Origin of the sequence: Pseudomonas sp. DWP3-1-2 (genome assembly GCF_049896285.1) — a bacterium.
Classification (GTDB): Bacteria; Pseudomonadota; Gammaproteobacteria; order Pseudomonadales; family Pseudomonadaceae; genus Aquipseudomonas.
This window is the reverse complement of the sequence record NZ_JAFCTZ010000001.1, coordinates 500,592-518,942: the sequence shown is the minus strand read 5'-3', so window position 1 is coordinate 518,942 and position 18,351 is coordinate 500,592. Positions and strand designations below refer to the sequence as shown.

At 59.7% G+C, this 18,351-nt stretch carries 16 protein-coding genes and 2 pseudogenes; 10 read left to right on the top strand and 8 right to left on the bottom strand.

Going from position 1 to position 18,351, the window contains the following annotated elements; all coding sequences use genetic code 11:
- Positions 1-13: 13 nt before the first annotated feature.
- The 5 genes and pseudogenes from ACP7B0_RS02505 to ACP7B0_RS02485 all read left to right on the top strand — a co-directional run.
- On the top strand, positions 14-367 hold the full coding sequence (locus tag ACP7B0_RS02505) for a DUF2934 domain-containing protein (RefSeq protein ID WP_426139344.1): 354 nt from the start codon (positions 14-16) through the stop codon (positions 365-367).
- A gap of 154 nt (positions 368-521) precedes the next feature.
- A complete protein-coding gene (glgX, locus tag ACP7B0_RS02500) occupies positions 522-2,726 on the top strand; it encodes a glycogen debranching protein GlgX (RefSeq protein ID WP_426139343.1) in 2,205 nt (734 codons plus the stop codon).
- Complete coding sequence (locus tag ACP7B0_RS02495) at positions 2,723-3,742, top strand: acyl-CoA dehydrogenase (protein ID WP_426139342.1); 1,020 nt, start codon at positions 2,723-2,725, stop codon at positions 3,740-3,742. Before glgX ends, ACP7B0_RS02495 begins: the two co-directional genes overlap by 4 nt.
- Positions 3,739-4,497 carry a PIG-L deacetylase family protein gene (locus tag ACP7B0_RS02490; RefSeq protein ID WP_426139341.1) on the top strand — a complete coding sequence of 253 codons (759 nt, stop codon included), beginning with the start codon at positions 3,739-3,741 and terminating at the stop codon, positions 4,495-4,497. Before ACP7B0_RS02495 ends, ACP7B0_RS02490 begins: the two co-directional genes overlap by 4 nt.
- Before the next feature lie 5 nt (positions 4,498-4,502).
- Positions 4,503-4,610, top strand: a pseudogene (locus ACP7B0_RS02485) (glycosyltransferase); the annotation flags it as partial.
- Here ACP7B0_RS02485 and ACP7B0_RS02480 read toward each other — a convergent pair.
- Together ACP7B0_RS02480 and ACP7B0_RS02475 are read right to left on the bottom strand one after the other, a co-directional pair.
- A complete protein-coding gene (locus tag ACP7B0_RS02480) occupies positions 4,607-5,665 on the bottom strand; it encodes an alpha/beta hydrolase family protein (protein WP_426139340.1) in 1,059 nt (352 codons plus the stop codon). The pseudogene ACP7B0_RS02485 and the gene ACP7B0_RS02480 overlap by 4 nt on opposite strands.
- 475 nt (positions 5,666-6,140) lie before the next feature.
- Positions 6,141-6,752 (bottom strand): FMN-dependent NADH-azoreductase, encoded by a 612-nt coding sequence (locus ACP7B0_RS02475; RefSeq protein WP_426139339.1) that lies wholly within the window; start codon positions 6,750-6,752, stop codon positions 6,141-6,143.
- Positions 6,753-6,879: 127 nt separating this feature from the next.
- Here ACP7B0_RS02475 and ACP7B0_RS02470 point away from each other — a divergent pair, with 127 nt between their 5' ends.
- Both ACP7B0_RS02470 and ACP7B0_RS02465 read left to right on the top strand, forming a co-directional pair.
- Positions 6,880-7,785 carry a LysR substrate-binding domain-containing protein gene (locus ACP7B0_RS02470; RefSeq protein WP_426139338.1) on the top strand — a complete coding sequence of 302 codons (906 nt, stop codon included), beginning with the start codon at positions 6,880-6,882 and terminating at the stop codon, positions 7,783-7,785.
- Positions 7,786-7,806: 21 nt separating this feature from the next.
- Positions 7,807-8,148 (top strand): annotated as a pseudogene (locus ACP7B0_RS02465) (MmcQ/YjbR family DNA-binding protein); the annotation flags it as partial.
- A gap of 4 nt (positions 8,149-8,152) precedes the next feature.
- Here ACP7B0_RS02465 and ACP7B0_RS02460 read toward each other — a convergent pair.
- Both ACP7B0_RS02460 and ACP7B0_RS02455 read right to left on the bottom strand, forming a co-directional pair.
- Positions 8,153-8,533, bottom strand: coding sequence for a DUF1294 domain-containing protein (locus ACP7B0_RS02460; protein WP_426140043.1), 381 nt, complete (start codon positions 8,531-8,533; stop codon positions 8,153-8,155).
- A 70-nt stretch (positions 8,534-8,603) separates the two neighbouring features.
- On the bottom strand, positions 8,604-9,434 hold the full coding sequence (locus ACP7B0_RS02455; RefSeq protein WP_426139337.1) for an undecaprenyl-diphosphate phosphatase: 831 nt from the start codon (positions 9,432-9,434) through the stop codon (positions 8,604-8,606).
- 335 nt (positions 9,435-9,769) lie between these two features.
- On the opposite strand from ACP7B0_RS02455, the gene pnuC reads away from it, so the two are divergent.
- Entirely contained in the window at positions 9,770-10,333 is a 564-nt protein-coding gene (gene pnuC, locus ACP7B0_RS02450) for a nicotinamide riboside transporter PnuC (protein WP_426139336.1), read from the top strand.
- Positions 10,330-10,857 (top strand): AAA family ATPase, encoded by a 528-nt coding sequence (locus tag ACP7B0_RS02445; RefSeq protein WP_426139335.1) that lies wholly within the window; start codon positions 10,330-10,332, stop codon positions 10,855-10,857. Before pnuC ends, ACP7B0_RS02445 begins: the two co-directional genes overlap by 4 nt.
- Before the next feature lie 27 nt (positions 10,858-10,884).
- Here the strand turns inward: ACP7B0_RS02445 and ACP7B0_RS02440 are convergent, their stop codons facing one another.
- A complete protein-coding gene (locus ACP7B0_RS02440; RefSeq protein WP_426139334.1) occupies positions 10,885-12,210 on the bottom strand; it encodes a sigma 54-interacting transcriptional regulator in 1,326 nt (441 codons plus the stop codon).
- A gap of 385 nt (positions 12,211-12,595) precedes the next feature.
- On the opposite strand from ACP7B0_RS02440, the gene ACP7B0_RS02435 reads away from it, so the two are divergent.
- Positions 12,596-12,862 carry a hypothetical protein gene (locus ACP7B0_RS02435; RefSeq protein ID WP_426139333.1) on the top strand — a complete coding sequence of 89 codons (267 nt, stop codon included), beginning with the start codon at positions 12,596-12,598 and terminating at the stop codon, positions 12,860-12,862.
- A 22-nt stretch (positions 12,863-12,884) separates the two neighbouring features.
- On the opposite strand, the gene ACP7B0_RS02430 is transcribed toward ACP7B0_RS02435, so the two are convergent.
- From ACP7B0_RS02430 to cobN, 3 genes are read right to left on the bottom strand one after another with little or no spacing between them, the layout of a single operon-like run.
- Positions 12,885-13,529, bottom strand: a complete 645-nt coding sequence (locus ACP7B0_RS02430) for a vWA domain-containing protein (protein ID WP_426139332.1) — start codon at positions 13,527-13,529, stop codon at positions 12,885-12,887.
- Between the two features lie 20 nt (positions 13,530-13,549).
- The gene (locus ACP7B0_RS02425) at positions 13,550-14,572 is read right to left on the bottom strand and encodes an ATP-binding protein (RefSeq protein WP_426139331.1); all 1,023 of its coding nucleotides are present in this window, start codon (positions 14,570-14,572) and stop codon (positions 13,550-13,552) included.
- Between the two features lie 20 nt (positions 14,573-14,592).
- Positions 14,593-18,351 carry a cobaltochelatase subunit CobN gene (cobN, locus tag ACP7B0_RS02420; RefSeq protein ID WP_426139330.1) on the bottom strand — a complete coding sequence of 1,253 codons (3,759 nt, stop codon included), beginning with the start codon at positions 18,349-18,351 and terminating at the stop codon, positions 14,593-14,595.

Genomic DNA, 18,351 nt, shown 5'->3' with positions numbered 1-18,351 from the left:
TGGGAGTGTCGAGATGAGTGCCGACGAAAAACGAATTCGCGAGTTTGCGTATCAGATATGGGAATCAGAAGGCCAGCCCACAGGTCAGGATGAGCGTCACTGGGAAATGGCTCGCAAACTGGCTGAAGCCGAGGCGCTGGCTCCTGAGAAGTCCACGGCTCGTAAAGCGGCCAAGCCTAAACCCAAAGCTGATGGCGTGACCAATGGAAAGGCTGCGCCGGCTGCGAAATCGCCGGCCAAAACAGCAGCCAAACCGGCGTCTGCGCCAAAGGCGGCAGTCAAGGCCAAGCCTCCCGCGCCGGCAACGCAGGCAGAACAGCCTGCGAAAAGCGTCGAGAAGAAACCGCGCAAGCCTTCGGCCCCCTGAGCAAGCAAGGCCCAGCGTCAGATCAAGACCGCAGAGGTATGACCCGGTACCGGTCGACCTCTGCGGCAGTCCCCCTTTTTTTAGTTTTTTGTTGAAGTCAACGCTTCGATAGCGGCCTCGGCCGCCTTGAAAATCTCCGACACCAGGATTAACCATGAGCACGCAGCAATCCAAAACCGCAAAAAAAGAGGCTCCCAAAGCCGAGTCCCCCCAGGAAAAGCCAGGGGCTCCAGAGGCCAATCCCTCGCGCATCAAGGAAGGTTTGCCCTTCCCCCTCGGTGCGAGCTGGGACGGCCTGGGCGTCAACTTCGCGTTGTTCTCGGCCAACGCCACCAAAGTGGAACTTTGCCTGTTCGACTCGACCGGCGAAGTGGAGCTTGAGCGAATCGAGCTGCCGGAATACACCGATGAGATCTTCCACGGCTACCTGCCTGATGCGCATCCGGGCCTGATCTATGGCTATCGCGTCTACGGGCCTTATGACCCGCAAAACGGCCATCGCTTCAATCACAACAAGTTGCTGATCGACCCCTACGCCAAACAATTGGTCGGCGAATTGAAATGGTCTGAAGCCCTGTTCGGCTACACCATCGGCCATCCCGATGGCGACCTGAGCTTTGACGAGCGCGACAGCGCGCCCTTCGTTCCCAAAAGCAAGGTCATTGACCCGGCTTACACCTGGGGTCGCGATCAGCGGGTCAGTGTGCCGTGGGACAAAACCATTCTCTACGAGACCCATGTGCGCGGCTTCACCATGCGCCACCCGGACGTACCTGATGAACTCAAGGGGACGTTCTCCGGCCTGATGGTCGAGCAGGTCATTGATCACGTGCGCAAGCTGGGTGTGACCTCCGTCGAACTGCTGCCTATCCATGCGTTCGTCAATGACCAGCATCTGCTGCAAAAAGGCATGACCAACTATTGGGGCTACAACAGCATCGCGTTTTTCGCCCCGGACCCGCGTTACCTTGCCCACGGCAAGATCGCCGAGTTCAAGGAGATGATCGCGCACATGCACCACGCTGGTCTCGAGGTCATCCTCGACGTGGTTTACAACCACACGGCCGAAGGCAACGAGCTGGGCCCTACCCTGTCCATGCGCGGTATCGACAACGCGTCGTACTACCGCCTGATGCCGGATGACAAGCGCTTCTACATCAACGATTCCGGTACGGGCAACACGCTTGACTTGAGTCATCCGTGCGTCCTGCAGATGGTGACGGATTCGTTGCGCTATTGGGCGACAGAAATGCACGTCGATGGTTTCCGCTTCGACCTGGCAACCATTCTCGGCCGTTACCACGACGGCTTCGACGAGCGTCACAGCTTCCTCGTGGCGTGCCGCCAGGACCCTGTGCTGCGTCAGGTGAAACTGATTGCCGAGCCGTGGGACTGTGGCCCGGGCGGTTATCAGGTCGGTGGCTTCCCGCCAGGCTGGATGGAGTGGAACGATAAATTCCGCGATACCGTGCGGGCATTCTGGAAAGGTGACGAGGCCCAACTGGCCGACTTCGCCGGGCGCATGACGGCATCGGGCAACATGTTCAACCAGCGCGGTCGCCGTCCTCAGGCATCGGTCAACTTCATCACCGCCCACGACGGTTTCACGCTGCACGACCTGGTGTCGTACAACGACAAGCACAACGAAGCCAACGACGAAAACAACCAGGATGGCAGTAACAACAACCTGTCCTGGAACCATGGCGTCGAAGGCCCGACTGACGACCCGGAAATCAACGCCCTGCGCTTGCGGCAGATGCGTAACTTCTTTGCCACCTTGCTGCTGGCCCAAGGCACGCCGATGGTGGTCGCCGGTGACGAGTTTGCCCGCACCCAACACGGCAACAACAACGCCTATTGTCAGGACAGTGAAATCGGCTGGGTCAACTGGGATCTGGACGAAGACGGCAAGGCGCTGCTCAAGTTCGTCAAACGTCTGATCAAGCTGCGTCAGACCTATCCGATTCTGCGTCGTAGCCGCTTCCTGGTGGGCGATTACAATGAAGAAATCGGCGTGAAGGACGTGACCTGGCTGTCTCCGGACGGCAGCGAAATGGGCATCGAGCAGTGGGAAGACGCCAACGCCCGTTGCCTGGGCATGCTGATGGATGGCCGCGCCCAGGAAACCGGTATTCGTCGTCCGGGTTCTGACGCCACCTTGCTGTTGGTGGTCAACTCCCACCATGACGGGGTCAACTTCACGTTGCCTGAGGTGCCTGAAGGTGCTCACTGGACTTGCCTGATCGACACCAACCAACCGGATACACGCCTGCACGAAGAGTTTGGTTTTGGTGCCGAGTACACCGTGACTGCGCGCTCCCTGCTGCTGTTTGAATTGCAGCGCGACGAACAGCCATGAGCCTGGCGCTGAGCGAGTTTCTTGACTGGCGCAAGCACGGCTATGCCGACACGCGTGCGCTGGGTGAGGGCTTGCAGGCGCTGGTCAATGAAGGGCTGGACCAACTGCCATTGCCTGCCGGGGGTCAGACACTTGAGCGCTGGCAGGCGCTGGCGTGCGTTGCCGGACATGACCTGGGGCTGTGCAAACTGTTCGAAGGTCATACGGATGCTCTGGCGATCATGCAAGAGCTTCATGCTGCCCCGCCCGACTCGGGCAGCACGTGGGGGGCCTGGACCGCCGAACCTCCCCAGACCCGGGTCAATCTTCACCTACAGGGCGAGGAGCCTCGGCTTTACGGCCGCAAAGCCTGGTGTTCGGGTGCCGCGGTAGTAAGCCACGCACTCATGACCGTCTGGGACCCGCAGGACCGCCAGCAACTGGTGGCGGTCAAGCTGGATCAGCCGGGCGTGACCGTCACGACTGAGGGTTGGCGCGCAGTGGGTATGGGCGCAACGGGCAGCGTTGAAGTGATCTTCGACAACGCTCAAGCAGTGGCGATCGGCGACCCTGGGGCCTACCTGGCCCGTCCGGGGTTCTGGCAAGGGGCAATCGGTATTGCCGCTTGCTGGCAGGGAGCGGCACGCGGGATTGCCCAGCGTTTGTTGCTTCATGCCAGTCGGCACGATGAACCTCATGCACTGGCGCATTTGGGTGCAGTGGATATTGCATTGCACAGCGCGTCCAGTGTGCTTCACGCAGCCGCTGTCAGCCTTGATTCAACTCCACATGACGACGCCGAGCTTATCGCTCGGCGTTGTCGTGGGGTGGTCGAGCAAAGCGCTGAACACATCATGATGCACGTCGGTCGAGCACTGGGGGCAAGCCCCTATTGCAAGGACGCGCATTTCGCCCGGCTGATCGCTGATCTGCCGGTATTTCTCAGGCAAAGTCATGCCGAAAGAGACCTCGCGGTGCTGGGTCAACTGACTGCCGGCTCCAATGGGGCTACGCCATCAAGGAAGTGGCTGCTATGAAAAACAATCCAATCGTGGGCGGCGGAACCTCGCTGCAAGCATGGAATAATTCGCAAAAACTGGCTCAACTGCCCGTTATCACAGTGGATGTTCTGGTGCCAGTCAATTCCCGAGCGGTCGTGATCGCACCTCACCCGGATGACGAAATCCTGGGCTGCGGTGGACTGATGCGCCAATTGGCGCAACTGGAACGCCCGTTGAAGCTGATCTCCATCACTGATGGGAGCACCAGTCATCCTGGGTCGCAGACCTGGCCGACTGATCGTTTGGGCATCATCCGCCCCCAGGAAAGCGCAGAAGCCCTGCGCCGTCTGGACATCCCGCTGCACAGTTTGAAATGGATTCGCGGCGGCTTCTGCGACAGCGCGGTGGCCGAACAGGAAGACGAACTGGTGGCCTTTCTTGAACGCTACCTGTGCCCCACCGATGTGGTGTTTGCCACCTGGGCCCAGGACGGTCATGCCGATCATGAAGCGGTAGGTCGCGCCAGCGCGCGTGCCGCCGCCGCCGTGGGCGCGCAGTTTCATGAGGTGCCGATCTGGGCCTGGCATTGGGCAGAGCCCGAAGACGAGCGTATGCCCTGGGATCGGGCCCGAAAAATCCTCCTGGACCCCATGACCACTGCGCGCAAGCGCCATGCCGCTCACGCGTTCGCCAGCCAGCTGGAAGGTGATCCGTTGATTGGGCTGGAGCCGGTTTTACCGCCTTCTGCCCTGGAAAGGTTAATGCGCCCCTTTGAAGTGGTGTTCTTGTGAGTGCTATCGCCTGGAGTTGTCGGCCTCGCGTTACCACCAGCACCCGACTCAACGCACGTGCCCAAGGTGGATTTGGCGATTACTTGAAAACCCTGAGCACCACCCCGGCTTAGTCATGTGTTTGCAGTACGTGTTGATGAGCGGTTTGCAGGCCGCCAGCCTTCAGTTCGGGAACGCCCAAGGCCCCTTCAAAGAAGCGCACGGCTTCGTCACTCAAATAGCGATGGATAGCTTCCCGATCCACGCCTTCGCGATCAGTACACAAGGCGGGCGCTGCGGCCCTCTGATCTTCGCTGCAAGGTGCCATGAACACAAAGTGCCCTGCTCCAGCCAACAATGTGTAGTCAGGGGGTTGCGGCAACTTGCGCGCCAGTGCATCTGCGTTCATGTCGACGGCCACCAGTTCGTCGCCATCACCGCTGTACATCAGCACCGGCACGTGAACGCCACCCAGGGCCGTGCGCCCGAACATCAGGCTCAGGGGCGCCATCAACATAATCGCGCCGACCCGAGGATCAGCCTGTGGGCTCAAGTCGTCGCGGTCTGCAATCAACTGGCCCTGCGTCTTGCAAGCGTCACGGTCCTGCGGACGCTGCAAGCAGTACTTGCGCAAGCGCGCCAGGTCTGGCTGGGCACCGGCCAGGATCAACGCCGTCTCGCCGCCCGCCGAATAGCCAATGATGCCCACCTGATCAGCGCTCAGGTAAGGCGCAAGCAGGGGATCGAGCAGCGCGGCGCTGATCGCCTGTGAAACCTGCAGCGGTCGCCCGTAAAGATTGCTCAGACTGCCCAGACGGCTGTGATCAAGGTAATTGTCACCCGGATGAAGCACTGCAACGACAACGAAACCCTGACGCGCCAGCGAAGTGGCCAGATCGTGCAACGCCAGCGGCGTGCCGGTATTGCCATGGGAGAGGACCAGAAGCGGAAAGCGGCCCATTGCAATATGGGCGTCCTCAGTGGCTTCAATCGTATAACCCTGAATCTTGCTCAACTGCGCCTGATCCGTGGAGGGATAAAACGCGATGGCGTGCATGGGTTGCGAATCCAGCGGATCAGGGAAGTCGAGCTGATGAAACCCGACACTCCAGCTCTCCACGGCCTGGGCCTGCACCGAAAGCGCGCCGTTGAGCAAACCCATCAGCAGCAATGCACACAAACGCATCATGACAAAACCCCTACTCTGCACTGTTGGGGAACACCATCGCGCCAATGAATAGGAGCCGAGACGAGCCAAATGCCCCGCAACGAACCCCTATACGCCGGCGTATCTTCGATTTTGAGTGGTTGTGAATGAAATAGTGCACAAGGCAGGCCAACAAAAGCGGTGGCGGCTGAACAACGGTTTATTTCCTGGCCGGGACCTCTTGAGCGATTGGCACGGCGCACAACAAAAAACCCCAAAGCCTGGTTAAGGCTTTGGGGTCGTTCTGTTCAGCAGGCGTGCGATATGAACTGTCCCCCCAAAAGTTGGACGGTCTTGTCAGGCAGCTCGCGGCTGGGTTTTGTAGGCGCTCGCACAATGTTCCTGACCCGTGGGACCGGCTTTAGCCGGGAAAGGGTATTTCAGGCGATGCAGATGCAGCGAATGCCCTTTCCTCTTCCCGGCTAAAGCCGGTCCCAAGAGGTGTTTTGATAAACCATCAGGCTACGGCGAACAACTCTTCGGCGATCAGTTTCTGCGCAGCGTTCATGGCGTTGGCACGAGGCTCATCACCGTAGGCCAGGCCGTGGGCAAATACGAACTTCACGTCGGTGATGCCGACGAAACCGAACAGCAACCGCAGGAAGTCTTCATGACCGACGCTGGTAGGCTGGCCGACGTGCAGGCCGCCCGCAGTCGACACGATGATCACTTGTTTGCCGCCGCACAGCCCTTCAGGACCGGCTTCGGTGTAACGGAACGTGCGACCTGCAACGCTGATACGGTCGATCCAGGCCTTGAGCTGGCTCGGAATCGTGAAGTTGTACATGGGCGCGCCGATGACCACCACGTCCGCATCGAGAAACTCTTGCAACATGGTTTCGTTGCTGTCCACTTCCCGTTGCTGCTCAGCGTCACGGCCTTCAAGCGGCGTGCCCGCTGCCGCCAGGGTTGCCGCGGAAAAGTGGCTCAATGCATCGCTGGCCAGATCGCGATAAGTGACCTGACTGGCAGGTTCAGCGGACTGGAATGCTTCAACAACGGCGCGGCTTAGCTGACGCGAAGCGGAGTGATCGCCGAGGATGCTGGAATCGATGTGCAAAAGTTTCATAACGTGCTTCCCAAGTGAGAATCGCCGCTTGGCGATCAAGTGGGATAATCCTACCGTGCAAACCAATAGCTGATTAGCCCGCATAAATGCGATAGTTCGTCCTACTCATAGGACAATAGGTAGACCCATGCAGGACCTCAATGATCTCTATTACTTCGTCAAGGTGGTCGAGGCCGGGGGGTTTGCGGCGGCTGGCCGGCAACTGGGTATCCCCAAATCACGATTGTCACGCCGCATTGCCGAGCTTGAAACCCGCTTGAATACCAGTCTCCTGCAACGGACCACCCGTAAACTCGCCCTTACGGCGGTCGGCGAGCGCTATTTAAGTCACTGTCAGGCAATGCTGCTGGAGGCGGAAATGGCCGACGAAGCCGTCGCCTCCCTGTCTGCGGAGCCGCGGGGGCGCTTGAGAGTGTCTTGCCCCGTCGGGATGATTCACTGGAACCTGTCTTCGGTGGTAAACGAATTTTTACTGCGCCACCCTCAGGTAGAGCTCGAACTGATACTGGTCAATCGCCGGGTCGATCTTGTCAACGAAGGCATTGATGTGGCATTGCGCGTCCGTGATATCGGGGATGAAGACCCGAGCCTGATCGTACGGCAGTTGTTGCCGGCCAGAGCCGCGTTGGTTGCCTCCCCGGCGCTGCTGGAAGGTAAACGCATTCACACACCGGCGGATTTGGCCAGTCTGCCGGTACTTGGCGCTATCGAGGCCGATCGCAAGGTTCACTTCCAGTTGCAGCATCTCAATGGCGAGCGGTGTGAAGTGGCCCTGCAAGCCCGTCTGGTAGTGGACGATTTTCCGATACGTAAAAGCGCGGCATTGCGCGGGTTGGGGTTCACCCTGTTACCGATGATGAACTGCCATGAAGAATTGGCGAGCGGCGAATTGATCCAGCTGCTACCCGAGTGGTCACTTCCCGGAGGCAACCTTCAGGCCGCCTATACTCAGCGACGCGGCATGTTGCCTGCGGTTCGCGCCTGGATCGAACACGTCAGCGTTTCGTTCACCGCCGATACCGGTTGTGTTTGAACAACCTGCACAGGAGCCGTCATGCAGACAGAAGAAGTCGCGCAATTTTGCCTGAACCTGCCAGGCGCTCGCGAAGATTACAAATGGGGAGGTGTCCGGGTGTTTTCGGTGGCCGGGAACAAGATGTTCGCCGTGATGGACCTTGCCGGTAAAGGGCTGTCGTTCAAGGTAGGACCTGAACTGTTCCTGGGCTATGTGGACCGCCCCGGCATTCGCCCGGCGCCTTATCTCGCCAGAGCTTACTGGATCAGCGTGGCGGTGCCCTACTCACTCTCGGACGTTGAATTGCAGGACTTGCTCACGCGCTCCCACCAGCTCGTCGTGAGTCGTTTGCCCAAGCGCCTGCAAATCGCGTTGAAAATCCAGCTCAGTAGAAATGCCGCGCCAGAAAGTTACCCCCCAGAAACAGCCAATCAATCCACACCACCTGATGCAGAAGAACAATCAGCCAGAACACCATTTGGTAACTGAACTTGCGCGTCTTGTGCCGGAACGCTTGCTGCGCCAGCAGAGCACCTGGCCATCCGCCCAACAGCTCCACGCCGTGCAGGACTTTCTCCGGCGTGCGCCAACCGTCGAGGCGGGCCTGACGCTTGTCTCGCCAATACAGACCAAACGCCAGGAGACTCATGCCCAGGTAAATGGCGGCGGGCAGCCAGGAACCCTGAAGCAGCAGCGAAAAGGCACCGAATAAAGGAACGGCGCACACTACAATCAAGACGATCAGCTTGAGCTGCGGGAACTGCATCGAACGTCTGGCCCGGGCGGGTTCGACGTTTCTCTTGCTTTTCGACAGGTTGGGTTCATCCATGGTTTATTCAGCCCTTGACCGATGTCCAGTCCACCCAGCCAAACTGCCAGGTGGCGAGAATCAACAGACCGAAGGCTATCCGGTACCAGGCAAATACCGCATAGCTATGGCTGGCGATGAATCTGAGCAGGCCACGTACGGCGATCATGGCGAAGATAAAGGACGTGATAAAACCCACGGCAAACACCGGGAAGTCATCCGGGCGAAACAGTTCCCGGTATTTGTAGCCCGAGTACACCGCCGCGCCAACCATCGTCGGCATGGCCAGGAAGAATGAAAACTCCGTGGCGGTTTTGCGCGACAGCCCGAACAGCAGGCCGCCAATAATCGTGGAGCCCGAACGGGAAGTGCCTGGAATCATCGCCAGACACTGAGCGAAACCGATTTTCAGCGCATCGCTCCAGGTCATTTCATCGACGCTATGGGCATGCACCACATGCTCGCGGCGCTCGGCCCAGAGCATGATGACCCCGCCGATCACCAACGCGGTTGCAACGGTAATGGGGTTGAATAGGTATTCGTGAATGAGGTCCGCAAAAATGACCCCTAATATCACGGCGGGCATGAACGCGATGAGCAGGTTCAGGGTAAAACGCTGCGCTTCCCGCTGCCTGGGCAAGCCGGTGATCACGTCAAGAATCTTGCGGCGAAACTCCCACATCACCGCCAGAATCGCTCCCAGTTGAATAATAATGTTGAACGCCATGGCGCGTTCCCCACCGAATTCGATCAAGTCAGCGACGATAATCTGATGGCCAGTACTGGAAATGGGCAGAAACTCTGTCAAACCCTCCACTACGCCAAGAATAAATGCCTGAGCGGCGGTCCAAAGATCCATCATTCCCCCAGTGAAGCGTTGCTCGAAGCAGGCCTCTTAGTTATAGGTGATTCAAACGGTTGCGAATATGCCCGGCCAAATGTGAAAAGCCCGTAAAAACCGCTACTTGGCGATCATTTTTGTGCAAGGCGCCGCGATGCTAACAGACCTTGCGACACCTGCGCGCGCATTGAACATTGGTGTCTGGGCGTGGCGTCACGAGGTCAGAAGTAACGTTTCAGCCATAGGCACGCGTTTAAGGGGGCCGAACAGCATTTCCATCAGCAAAATCTGCCGGACTGTTCAATATCCGCTTACAATCGCCGCGCTTTTTCTCCCCCCTGCAAGGAGCAGTAATGTCCCCTCTTGAACTGTTCGCCGCAGCCTTGGGCGTAATCGCTGTCTGGCTGACGGTCAAACAGAATTCGTGGTGCTGGCCGATAGGGCTGGTCATGGTGTTGATCTACAGCTGGATCTTCTACGACGTCAAACTGTATTCGAACATGTTGCTACAGGTGATCTATGCCGCCCTGCAGGTCTATGGCTGGCTGCAGTGGACCCAGCGAGGACAAACGCAAAAACCACGTGCGGTCACATCGCTGTCGCCGGGCTCGGTTCTCATCGGCCTGGCAGTGGGCGGGGTCACCAGCCTGTTGCTGGGCGGTCTCATGTCCAGCTTTACCGATGCCACGCAGCCCTGGCTGGATGCTGCCCTGACAGGCTTCAGCCTGGTGGCGCAAGTCTGGATGGCACAGAAGCGCGTGCAATGCTGGCCATTGTGGATCGCGATTGATTTCATTTTTGTGGGCCTGTTTGTTTACGAGGCGCTGTACGTCACCGCAGGGCTCTACGCCATGTTCTTGTTGCTGGCGATTCAGGGCTGGCGTGAGTGGCATCGTGTCCCGGTGGCGGCCCAATGAAAGTCCTCGTGCTGGCCGGCCCGGAATCCAGCGGTAAAAGCTGGCTGGCAGGGCAAATTCAAGCGCATTTTGGCGGCGTCGTGGTGGGTGAGTACGTACGCGAGTTTATTGACGCGCAGCAACGGGACACCGTGTACGCGGATATCCCGGTCATTGCCCAAGGCCAACTCGACCAGGAAGATGCCGCCCGCGCTACCGCTTGCGCGCTGGTGATTCTCGACACGCACCTGTTGAGCAATATGCTCTGGAGTCGCACGTTGTTCGGGGATTGCCCTGCCTGGGTCGAGCACCAGTTGCTCCAGCGTCATTACGACCTGCACCTGTTGCTGGCACCCGAGGGCGTTGAGTGGATCAGCGATGGGCAGCGTTGCCAGCCCGAACTCGAACTGCGTCAGGCATTTTTCTCAGACAGTCAGCGCTGGTTCGAAACGCATCAACAGCCCTACCAAATCATCAGCGGAGATTGGCTCACTCGCAGGCATCAGGCTTTCGCGGCTGTTCGGGGACTGCTCGCCGAGTCGTGAAGCCCGGCGTATAGCCCCCCACATCCCTCAACGAATCTGGTGTTTGTGCAGCAATCGATAAAAGGTCGGACGTGATACACCCAGCACTTTGGCGGCAACACTGAGGTTGTCGCTGTGCCGGGTCAGCACATCGCACAGCGCCTGGCGCTCGGCTCGGGATTTGTATTCGTCCAGAGTCCCCATGCTGGTGACGATCTCATCCTCCCCCAGCAACCCCAGATCAGAGGCTTCAATCTGCCGACCTTCGGCCAGAACCAGACCACGCCGCACCCGATTGGCCAGTTCACGCACATTTCCCGGCCAGTCGTGCTTGCCCATGGCTACCAACGCGTCCTGGCTGAAATTGCGTGCCCGGCGTCCGGTCTCCTGGCTGTAGAAATGGGCGAAATGATTAGCCAGCAGCGCCAGGTCCCCATGTCGCTCACGCAGGGGGGCCGTTCCGACCTGCAAGACGTTGAGGCGGTAATACAGATCCTCGCGAAAACGCTTTTTGCGAATCGCCGCTTCAAGGTCCACATGGGTGGCCGCCAATATCCGGACATCGACGGGGATCGGCTCACTACCGCCGATGCGTTCGATGTGCCTGTCTTGCAAGAACCTCAGCAGGTTGGCCTGGGCGTCCATGGGAAGATCGCCGATATCATCGAGAAACAGCGTTCCTCCATCGGCGGCCTCGATACGGCCGATCTTGCGCTTCTGGGCACCTTCGAACGCCCCTTGCTCATAACCGAACAACTCGGCGTGAATCAAATGCTCGGGAATGGCGCCGCAATTGATGGCGACAAAGGGCTTGTGTCGGCGATGGGACTGCATGTGCAACGTGCGCGCCACCTGTTCCTTTCCCGTGCCGCTTTCTCCGCGAATCAGGACCGGTGACTCGGTAGGCGCCAGTTTGCCCAGCAGTCGGCGCAGCTCACGGATCGGCCGACTTTCACCCAGCATCTCGTGCTCCGGGCCCGTGACATAAGCGCTGCCTTGGGAACGCAACCGCGCCATGCCAAAGGCACGACCTAACGTCACCTGCATGCGGGTGACATCAAAAGGCAGCGTATGGAAATCGAAAAACCACTCGCACACAAAGTCGCCGATCTTTTCCCGCCGCAAATCATCAGGCGCAAGAACAGCGATCCACTCCGTGTGGCTGCGTGTAATCAGCTCCTTGACCAGTTCCGGATGGTCGAAGTGATAGGGCATGAGGCGAATCAGACCCACATCACAGCTACGGCCGATGGCAGATTCCAAAGTGCTGCTATCGACGTCCCAACCCGCGCCTTGCAGGATGGGGATCAGCTGATGACAGTCATCGCACGGATCAACAATTAACAGACGTCGCGGTGGTGCCGATTCATGCATAAGAATTCCCTGGCGCCGTGGTGGAAGAATTAAATAAGAAAGTTTTTTATAAACAGGCAGTTGGAGATCACGTTTCTTACATTAGCTAAAATTTGACACTCACTTGTACCGATTATCTATAAGCGTCAGATCAAAATGTAATTAAGCGATCAAAGGCAGGTTTTTTTCTGTCGGCGCGGTTTTCAGAACGGCTTGAAGGCCTTTACCTCAACCTTAAACCTCGTCTGCAGCCCTCTGAATACGGGGGGCTGGTGAAAATAAAAGGAAAATATCGAAAACGAATGTGACTTACCCCGGGTTCCTTGGCATCAACACAAGTAACCAGCCGAACGGTTAGCCCAACCGACGGCGACCAACTTGTTACGGGCCCCCTGAGGAAATAACCATGAACGCCCCATTGCGCTTCAACGATGCACTTCTGATCGCTGGACACGCCTTCGAACCCTTCCAGTGTGTGGCGTGGGCGCCACAGGACGGCAACGGCGAACTGAGCCTGAGCGTCATCGACCGGACCAGCACCCGCATCGGCCACAGTCAGATTCCGCGCAGCGCGTATTCAGACCCGGAGCAACTGGCAAGCCTGCTTGAACAAGCGCGTGCGGCTATCAGCAGCGAAGGTTATCGTCTTGAGCCCTGGACAATGCCAGCCTGATGACCGGCTCGCCCGCCTGCCTCTAAAGGGCAGCGAGGCTTTCAATGTGTCGATAACCAAGTCCGAGCCGGGCAGCGAGTTGCCCGGCACGGCCTAACCGGATCGGCCCGCACTCGATATCGATCAACAGTCCGGGGCAGTTGAACACCCCCAACCCAGCTTTATCCTTCACTCGGCCGTCGGTCACCACCAGCAAACGATGCTGCTCGGCGGGATAACGCTTGCGACGCGACGCCAGCCAATCGGTGGCCAGATCGAACGCTTCGAACAGAGGCGTTCCACCGCCCGCTCCCAGGTTATCCAGCCAGGGTTGCAGAGCCTTTGAAGCCTTCAACCCCTGATGCTGCCAGCGTGCCGAGCTTCCGTTCGCAGTCAGCAGCGCCATACGCACTCTCTGGCGATACGCGTCATCAAATACCTGAGCCAACAACCCTTTGGCGAGACTCAACGCCTGATGACGCCGCGTGGAGGCCGACGCGTCCACAATAATCAGCCACATTTCCCTGGGCCGGCTGCTGCGCGGCTGACGAACCAGATCGCTGCTGGCACGAGGCCGGCCGCGAAGTAAGGTCGGAACCCAGGCGACGCGCCCATTGGCTGCCTTTCGAAGTGCACCGCTCTTGCCGGCGCCAAGTGATCCAGGACGAGGTGTGGCATCGACTCCCAAGGCTGCGCGGGAGCGGATGCCTAAGGCTTTTTTGGCCAGCTCGGCACTTCCCGTCGAGCCCCTGAAGGCATCGCCTGCGCCGAAAGTTCACCCCAGTTGCCCTCGTCCTGCTCTGTTGAGGTAGACCCCTGCGGCGCTTGAGCCGTGGGCGGCTCCGGTTGCTGGCCTTGATCAGGAACCTGTGAAAGTGGCAGTTGCCGACGTCGATGCCGCAAGGCAAATTCGGCGACGGCATCGATGTCCTGCTCTTCAATCTCCCGGCCCCCACGCCAGGCGGCATGGGCGCGGGCCGCCCTCAACCAGACCAGATCGGCGCGCATCCCGTCTACGTCGGCGGCAAAACAGCGTTCGGTAATGGTTTGCAGGGTTTGATCGTCAAGGGCAATGCTCTCCAGAAGCTGCCGCGCCTGGTCACAGCGCTGGCGCAACGCATCTTGCCGGGTTTGCCACTGTGCGCAGAACGCCAGGGGATCGCTGTCATAGTCCAGTCGTCGACGAATGATCTGCCCGCGCTCGGCCGGCAGGGTCTGCCCGCTCAAGGCGACATTCAAACCAAAACGGTCCAGCAGTTGAGGGCGTAACTCCCCTTCCTCGGGGTTCATGGTACCGATCAGCACAAAGCGGGCGGGATGGCGATGGGATATACCGTCGCGCTCTACCAGATTGGTGCCGCTGGCCGCGACGTCCAGCAGCAGGTCCACCAGATGATCCGGCAGCAGATTGACTTCGTCGACATACAGCACACCGCCGTGCGCCTTGGCCAGTACGCCGGGGGAAAACTGCGCTCGCCCCTGGCTCAGCGCCGCGTCGAGGTCCAGCGTGCCCACCAGCCGCTCCTCAGTCGCGCCTAGCGGTAACGTGACAAACTGCCCGCTGGCCAGTAGGTCGGCCAGCCCCCGGGCCAAGGTTGACTTGGCCATGCCACGGGGCCCTTCGATCAGCACCCCGCCAATTTTCGGGTCGATAGCCGTCAGGCACAACGCCAGTTTCAGTTCGTCAGCGCCCACCACGGCCGCCAGCGGAAAATGGAGAATGTCACTCATCGTCGTCTCAGGCAGTGTCATCAATTCTCTTCTATGTCCAGCAGCAGGCTTTCCAGCGCTTCACGATAGTCACCGGGTTCCTCCCACAAACCGCGTTGTTGTGCCTCAAGCATGCGCTCGGTCATGTCACGCAGCGCATCGGGATTGTGCTGCTGGATGAACGCTCGAGTCGATGGGTCGAGCAAATAGGCGTCGGCCAGCAGTGCGTATTGGTGATCGTCGATCAACTCGGTCGTGGCATCGAACGCGAACAGAAAATCAACCGTCGCGGCCATTTCAAATGCGCCCTTGTAGCCGTGGCGTTTGACCCCGTCGATCCACTTCGGGTTGGCAGCACGGGAGCGTATGACCCGATTCAGCTCCTCCTTGAGCGTGCGGATTTTCGGCAGATCCGGCTGGCTGTGATCGCCATGGTAGCTGGCCGTCTTCGCCCCGCTCAGGCTTTCGGCCGCAGCCAGCATGCCCCCTTGAAACTGGTAGTAATCGTTGGAATCCAGCAAGTCGTGCTCGCGGTTGTCCTGATTCTGCAGTACCGCCTGAACCTGGGACAGACGCTGGGCAAATCGCTCCCGGGCTGGCGTGCCGTCATCGCTACCGCCGTAGGCGTAGCCGCCCCAGTTGAGATAAACCTCGGCCAGATCGTCGCGGCTCTGCCACAGGCGTCCATCAATAGCCCCTTGCACCCCGGCGCCATAAGCGCCCGGTTTGGCACCGAATATGCGCCAGCCGGCCTGCTTCGTCGCGTCCTCTATAGACATTCCGGTGCTTTGCAGGGCAAGGCGTTCCAGGCGTACTTTGGCGGCCAGGGGGTTCATGTCATCAGGCTCGTCCAGATCCGCCACCGCTTGCACGGCCGCATCGAACAACCGGATCAGGTTGGCGAAGGCATCCCGGAAGAAACCGGACACCCGCAGCGTGACATCCACCCGAGGGCGATCGAGCAGGCTCAGGGGCAATATCTCGAAATCATCGACCCTTTGGCTGCCCGTGGCCCATACCGGGCGCACCCCCATCAGCGCCATGGCCTGAGCAATATCATCGCCCCCGGTCCGCATGGTTGCCGTGCCCCACACCGACAGGCCAAGTTGACGTAGATGATCACCATGGTCCTGTAAGTGCCTTTCCAACAACAGATTTGCTGATTGAAAACCGATACGCCACGCTGTGGTGGTGGGCAGGTTACGCACGTCCACCGAGTAGAAGTTGCGACCGGTCGGCAGGACGTCCAGACGGCCCCGGCTCGGCGCACCGCTGGGACCAGCCGGTACGAACTGCCCACTCAACGCGTCCAGCAGGCCCTGAATTTCTCCGCGACCGCAGGCGTCAAGACGCGGCGCCACTACCTCTCGTAAGTTCTCAACAATTAACGACAGCTCTTTGTTATCAAACTGTTTTTCAGGCGATGACCCCAGCAAGGCTTGCTCGATCAACCACGCTGCATACAACTCAAGCCGCTCCCGGGTATCCCCGGCAGTGCGCCAGGGGTCAACGCTGACTTCATGTAAAACCTGAGGTCTGGGCCCGGTCCACGGCTCGGCCAGCTCGCAATCCAAGGGGTCAAAGCCCAGGCCGAACGCCTTGCTCAGCACGCGCAACAGGCTCGATTGCGCACCGCGACCATCGTCCCGTGCAATTCGCAACAGTGCCAACAGCGTATCAATGCGTAGCCGCCCGCTGGGGGATTCGCCGAATACATGCAGCCCGTCACGAATCTGTGACTCCTTCAAGTCGCACAAATACGTGTCCAGACGTGGCAGCCAGGTGGCGGTGTCACCATCGTCCACTGACTCAAGGGCGAGTTCCTGGTCGATGTGGGTTTCGCGCACCAGTTTGAGAATATCGCGTTGCAGCTCAAGGGCACGGCGTGGGTCGAGCAACTGGGCTTCGTAGTACTCGTCCGCCAGCAGCTCGAGGTCCCGCAAGGGCCCATAGGTTTCGGCACGGGTCAGCGGTGGCATCAGGTGATCAATGATGACCGCCTGGGTGCGCCGCTTGGCCTGGGCGCCCTCGCCCGGATCGTTGACGATGAACGGATAGATATTCGGCATCGCCCCCAATGCCACATCCGGCCAGCAACTTTCGGACAAGCCAACGCCCTTGCCCGGCAGCCACTCGAGATTGCCGTGCTTGCCCACATGAATGACCGCATGGGCACCGTAGACCTTGCGCAACCAGAAGTAGAACGCCAGATACCCGTGGGGCGGAACCAGATCCGGGTCGTGGTAAACCGCGCTGTGGTCGACCTGATACCCCCGGGCAGGCTGGATGCCGACAAACGTCAGCCCAAAACGCAGACCGGCGATCATCATGCGCCCGGCGCGGAACATCGGGTCGGTATCCGGCGCTCCCCATCGTGCGTTCACAGCCTCCCGGTTGGCCGCCGGCATCGCATTGAAAGTCGCCAGGTAGTCGTCCAGCGCCATGCTCTGCTGACACGGACGCAGATCCAGGCTGTCCAGGTCGTTGGTGACGCCACCCAGCAGCTGATGGATCAACGCAGTGCCGCTCTCGGGCAAAGGCGCGAGTGGATAGCCCTCGGCCTGCATCGCCTTCAGGATGTTCAGCGTGGCCGCCGGGGTATCCAGGCCCACGCCGTTGCCGATTCGCCCGTCCCGGGTGGGATAGTTGGCAAGAATCAGGGCAACCCGTTTATAGGCATTGGGCAGACGGGCCAGCAGAATCCAGCGCCGCGCCAGTTCAGCGACAAACTCCATGCGCTCCGGCTGGGCGCGATAGCAGACCACGTCCGACTGGCTGCGCTCACTGTGCCAGGCCAGGTCCTTGAAACTGACAGGGCGACTGATAATCCGCCCATCCAGCTCCGGCAACGCAATGTGCATGGCCAAGTCACGCGCGCCGAGGCCTTGCTCGCTGGCGCGCCAGCCCGGCTCGTTGTCCTGGGCACAAATGGCCTGAATGACCGGAATATTGCGGCGAAATGGCCGCAAGTGAGGGGCTTCGGGGCTGGACTGAGCGAAGCCGGTGGTGTTCAGGATCAGCTCTGCATCCACTTCATCCAGCCAGTCTTCCACCTGAGTCATGCAGCCTGCCTCCTTGAGGCTGGCCACGGCGATGGGCAAGGGATTCAACCCTTGCGCCTGCATGCGGCTGCAAAACTCATCGATGAAGGCGGTATTGGCGGCCTGAAGGTGGGAGCGATAAAACAAAAGCCCCACGATCGGTTGATCAGCCTTCCAGTCAGCCTGCCAGTCACTGAGTTCGGCCCGGGCTTTGACTGGATGGTAAACCGCCGTGCGCGGCAACGGCTGAGGTTCAGACCATGAATAGTCGCGACCTAGCCAGCCGCTGCCCAGGCAGCGATACAGTTCCAGCGCATTGTGCATGCCGCCCTGACGCAGAAACTGCCACAGACGCTGGCAATCCTCGGCGGGCACGGTGCTCAGGTCCGTGAGTTCCGGGTCCGGGCGGTCGCAACCGGGCACCAGAATGATCTGCACGCCCTGCCTCGCCAGCTCCACCAGACGCTCGACGCCATAGCGCCAATACCCGATGCCACCGTGCAGGGAAATGAGGATGACTTTGGCGTGACGCAGCACCTGATCGACGTACAAGTCCACCGAAGCGTGATTCTGCACCTGCATGGGGTTGGCCAGGCGCAGGCTTGGGTAGTCTTGCGGTAATTGCTGCGCGGCCTCGGCCAGCAAGGCCAGGCTGGAATCGCCGCTACAGAGAATCACCAGCTCGGCGGGGGTTTGGCCCAGGTCGGCGATGCTGTCGTCCGGTACGAAACCACCGGGCTGGGTTCTCAGGAGGTGCAT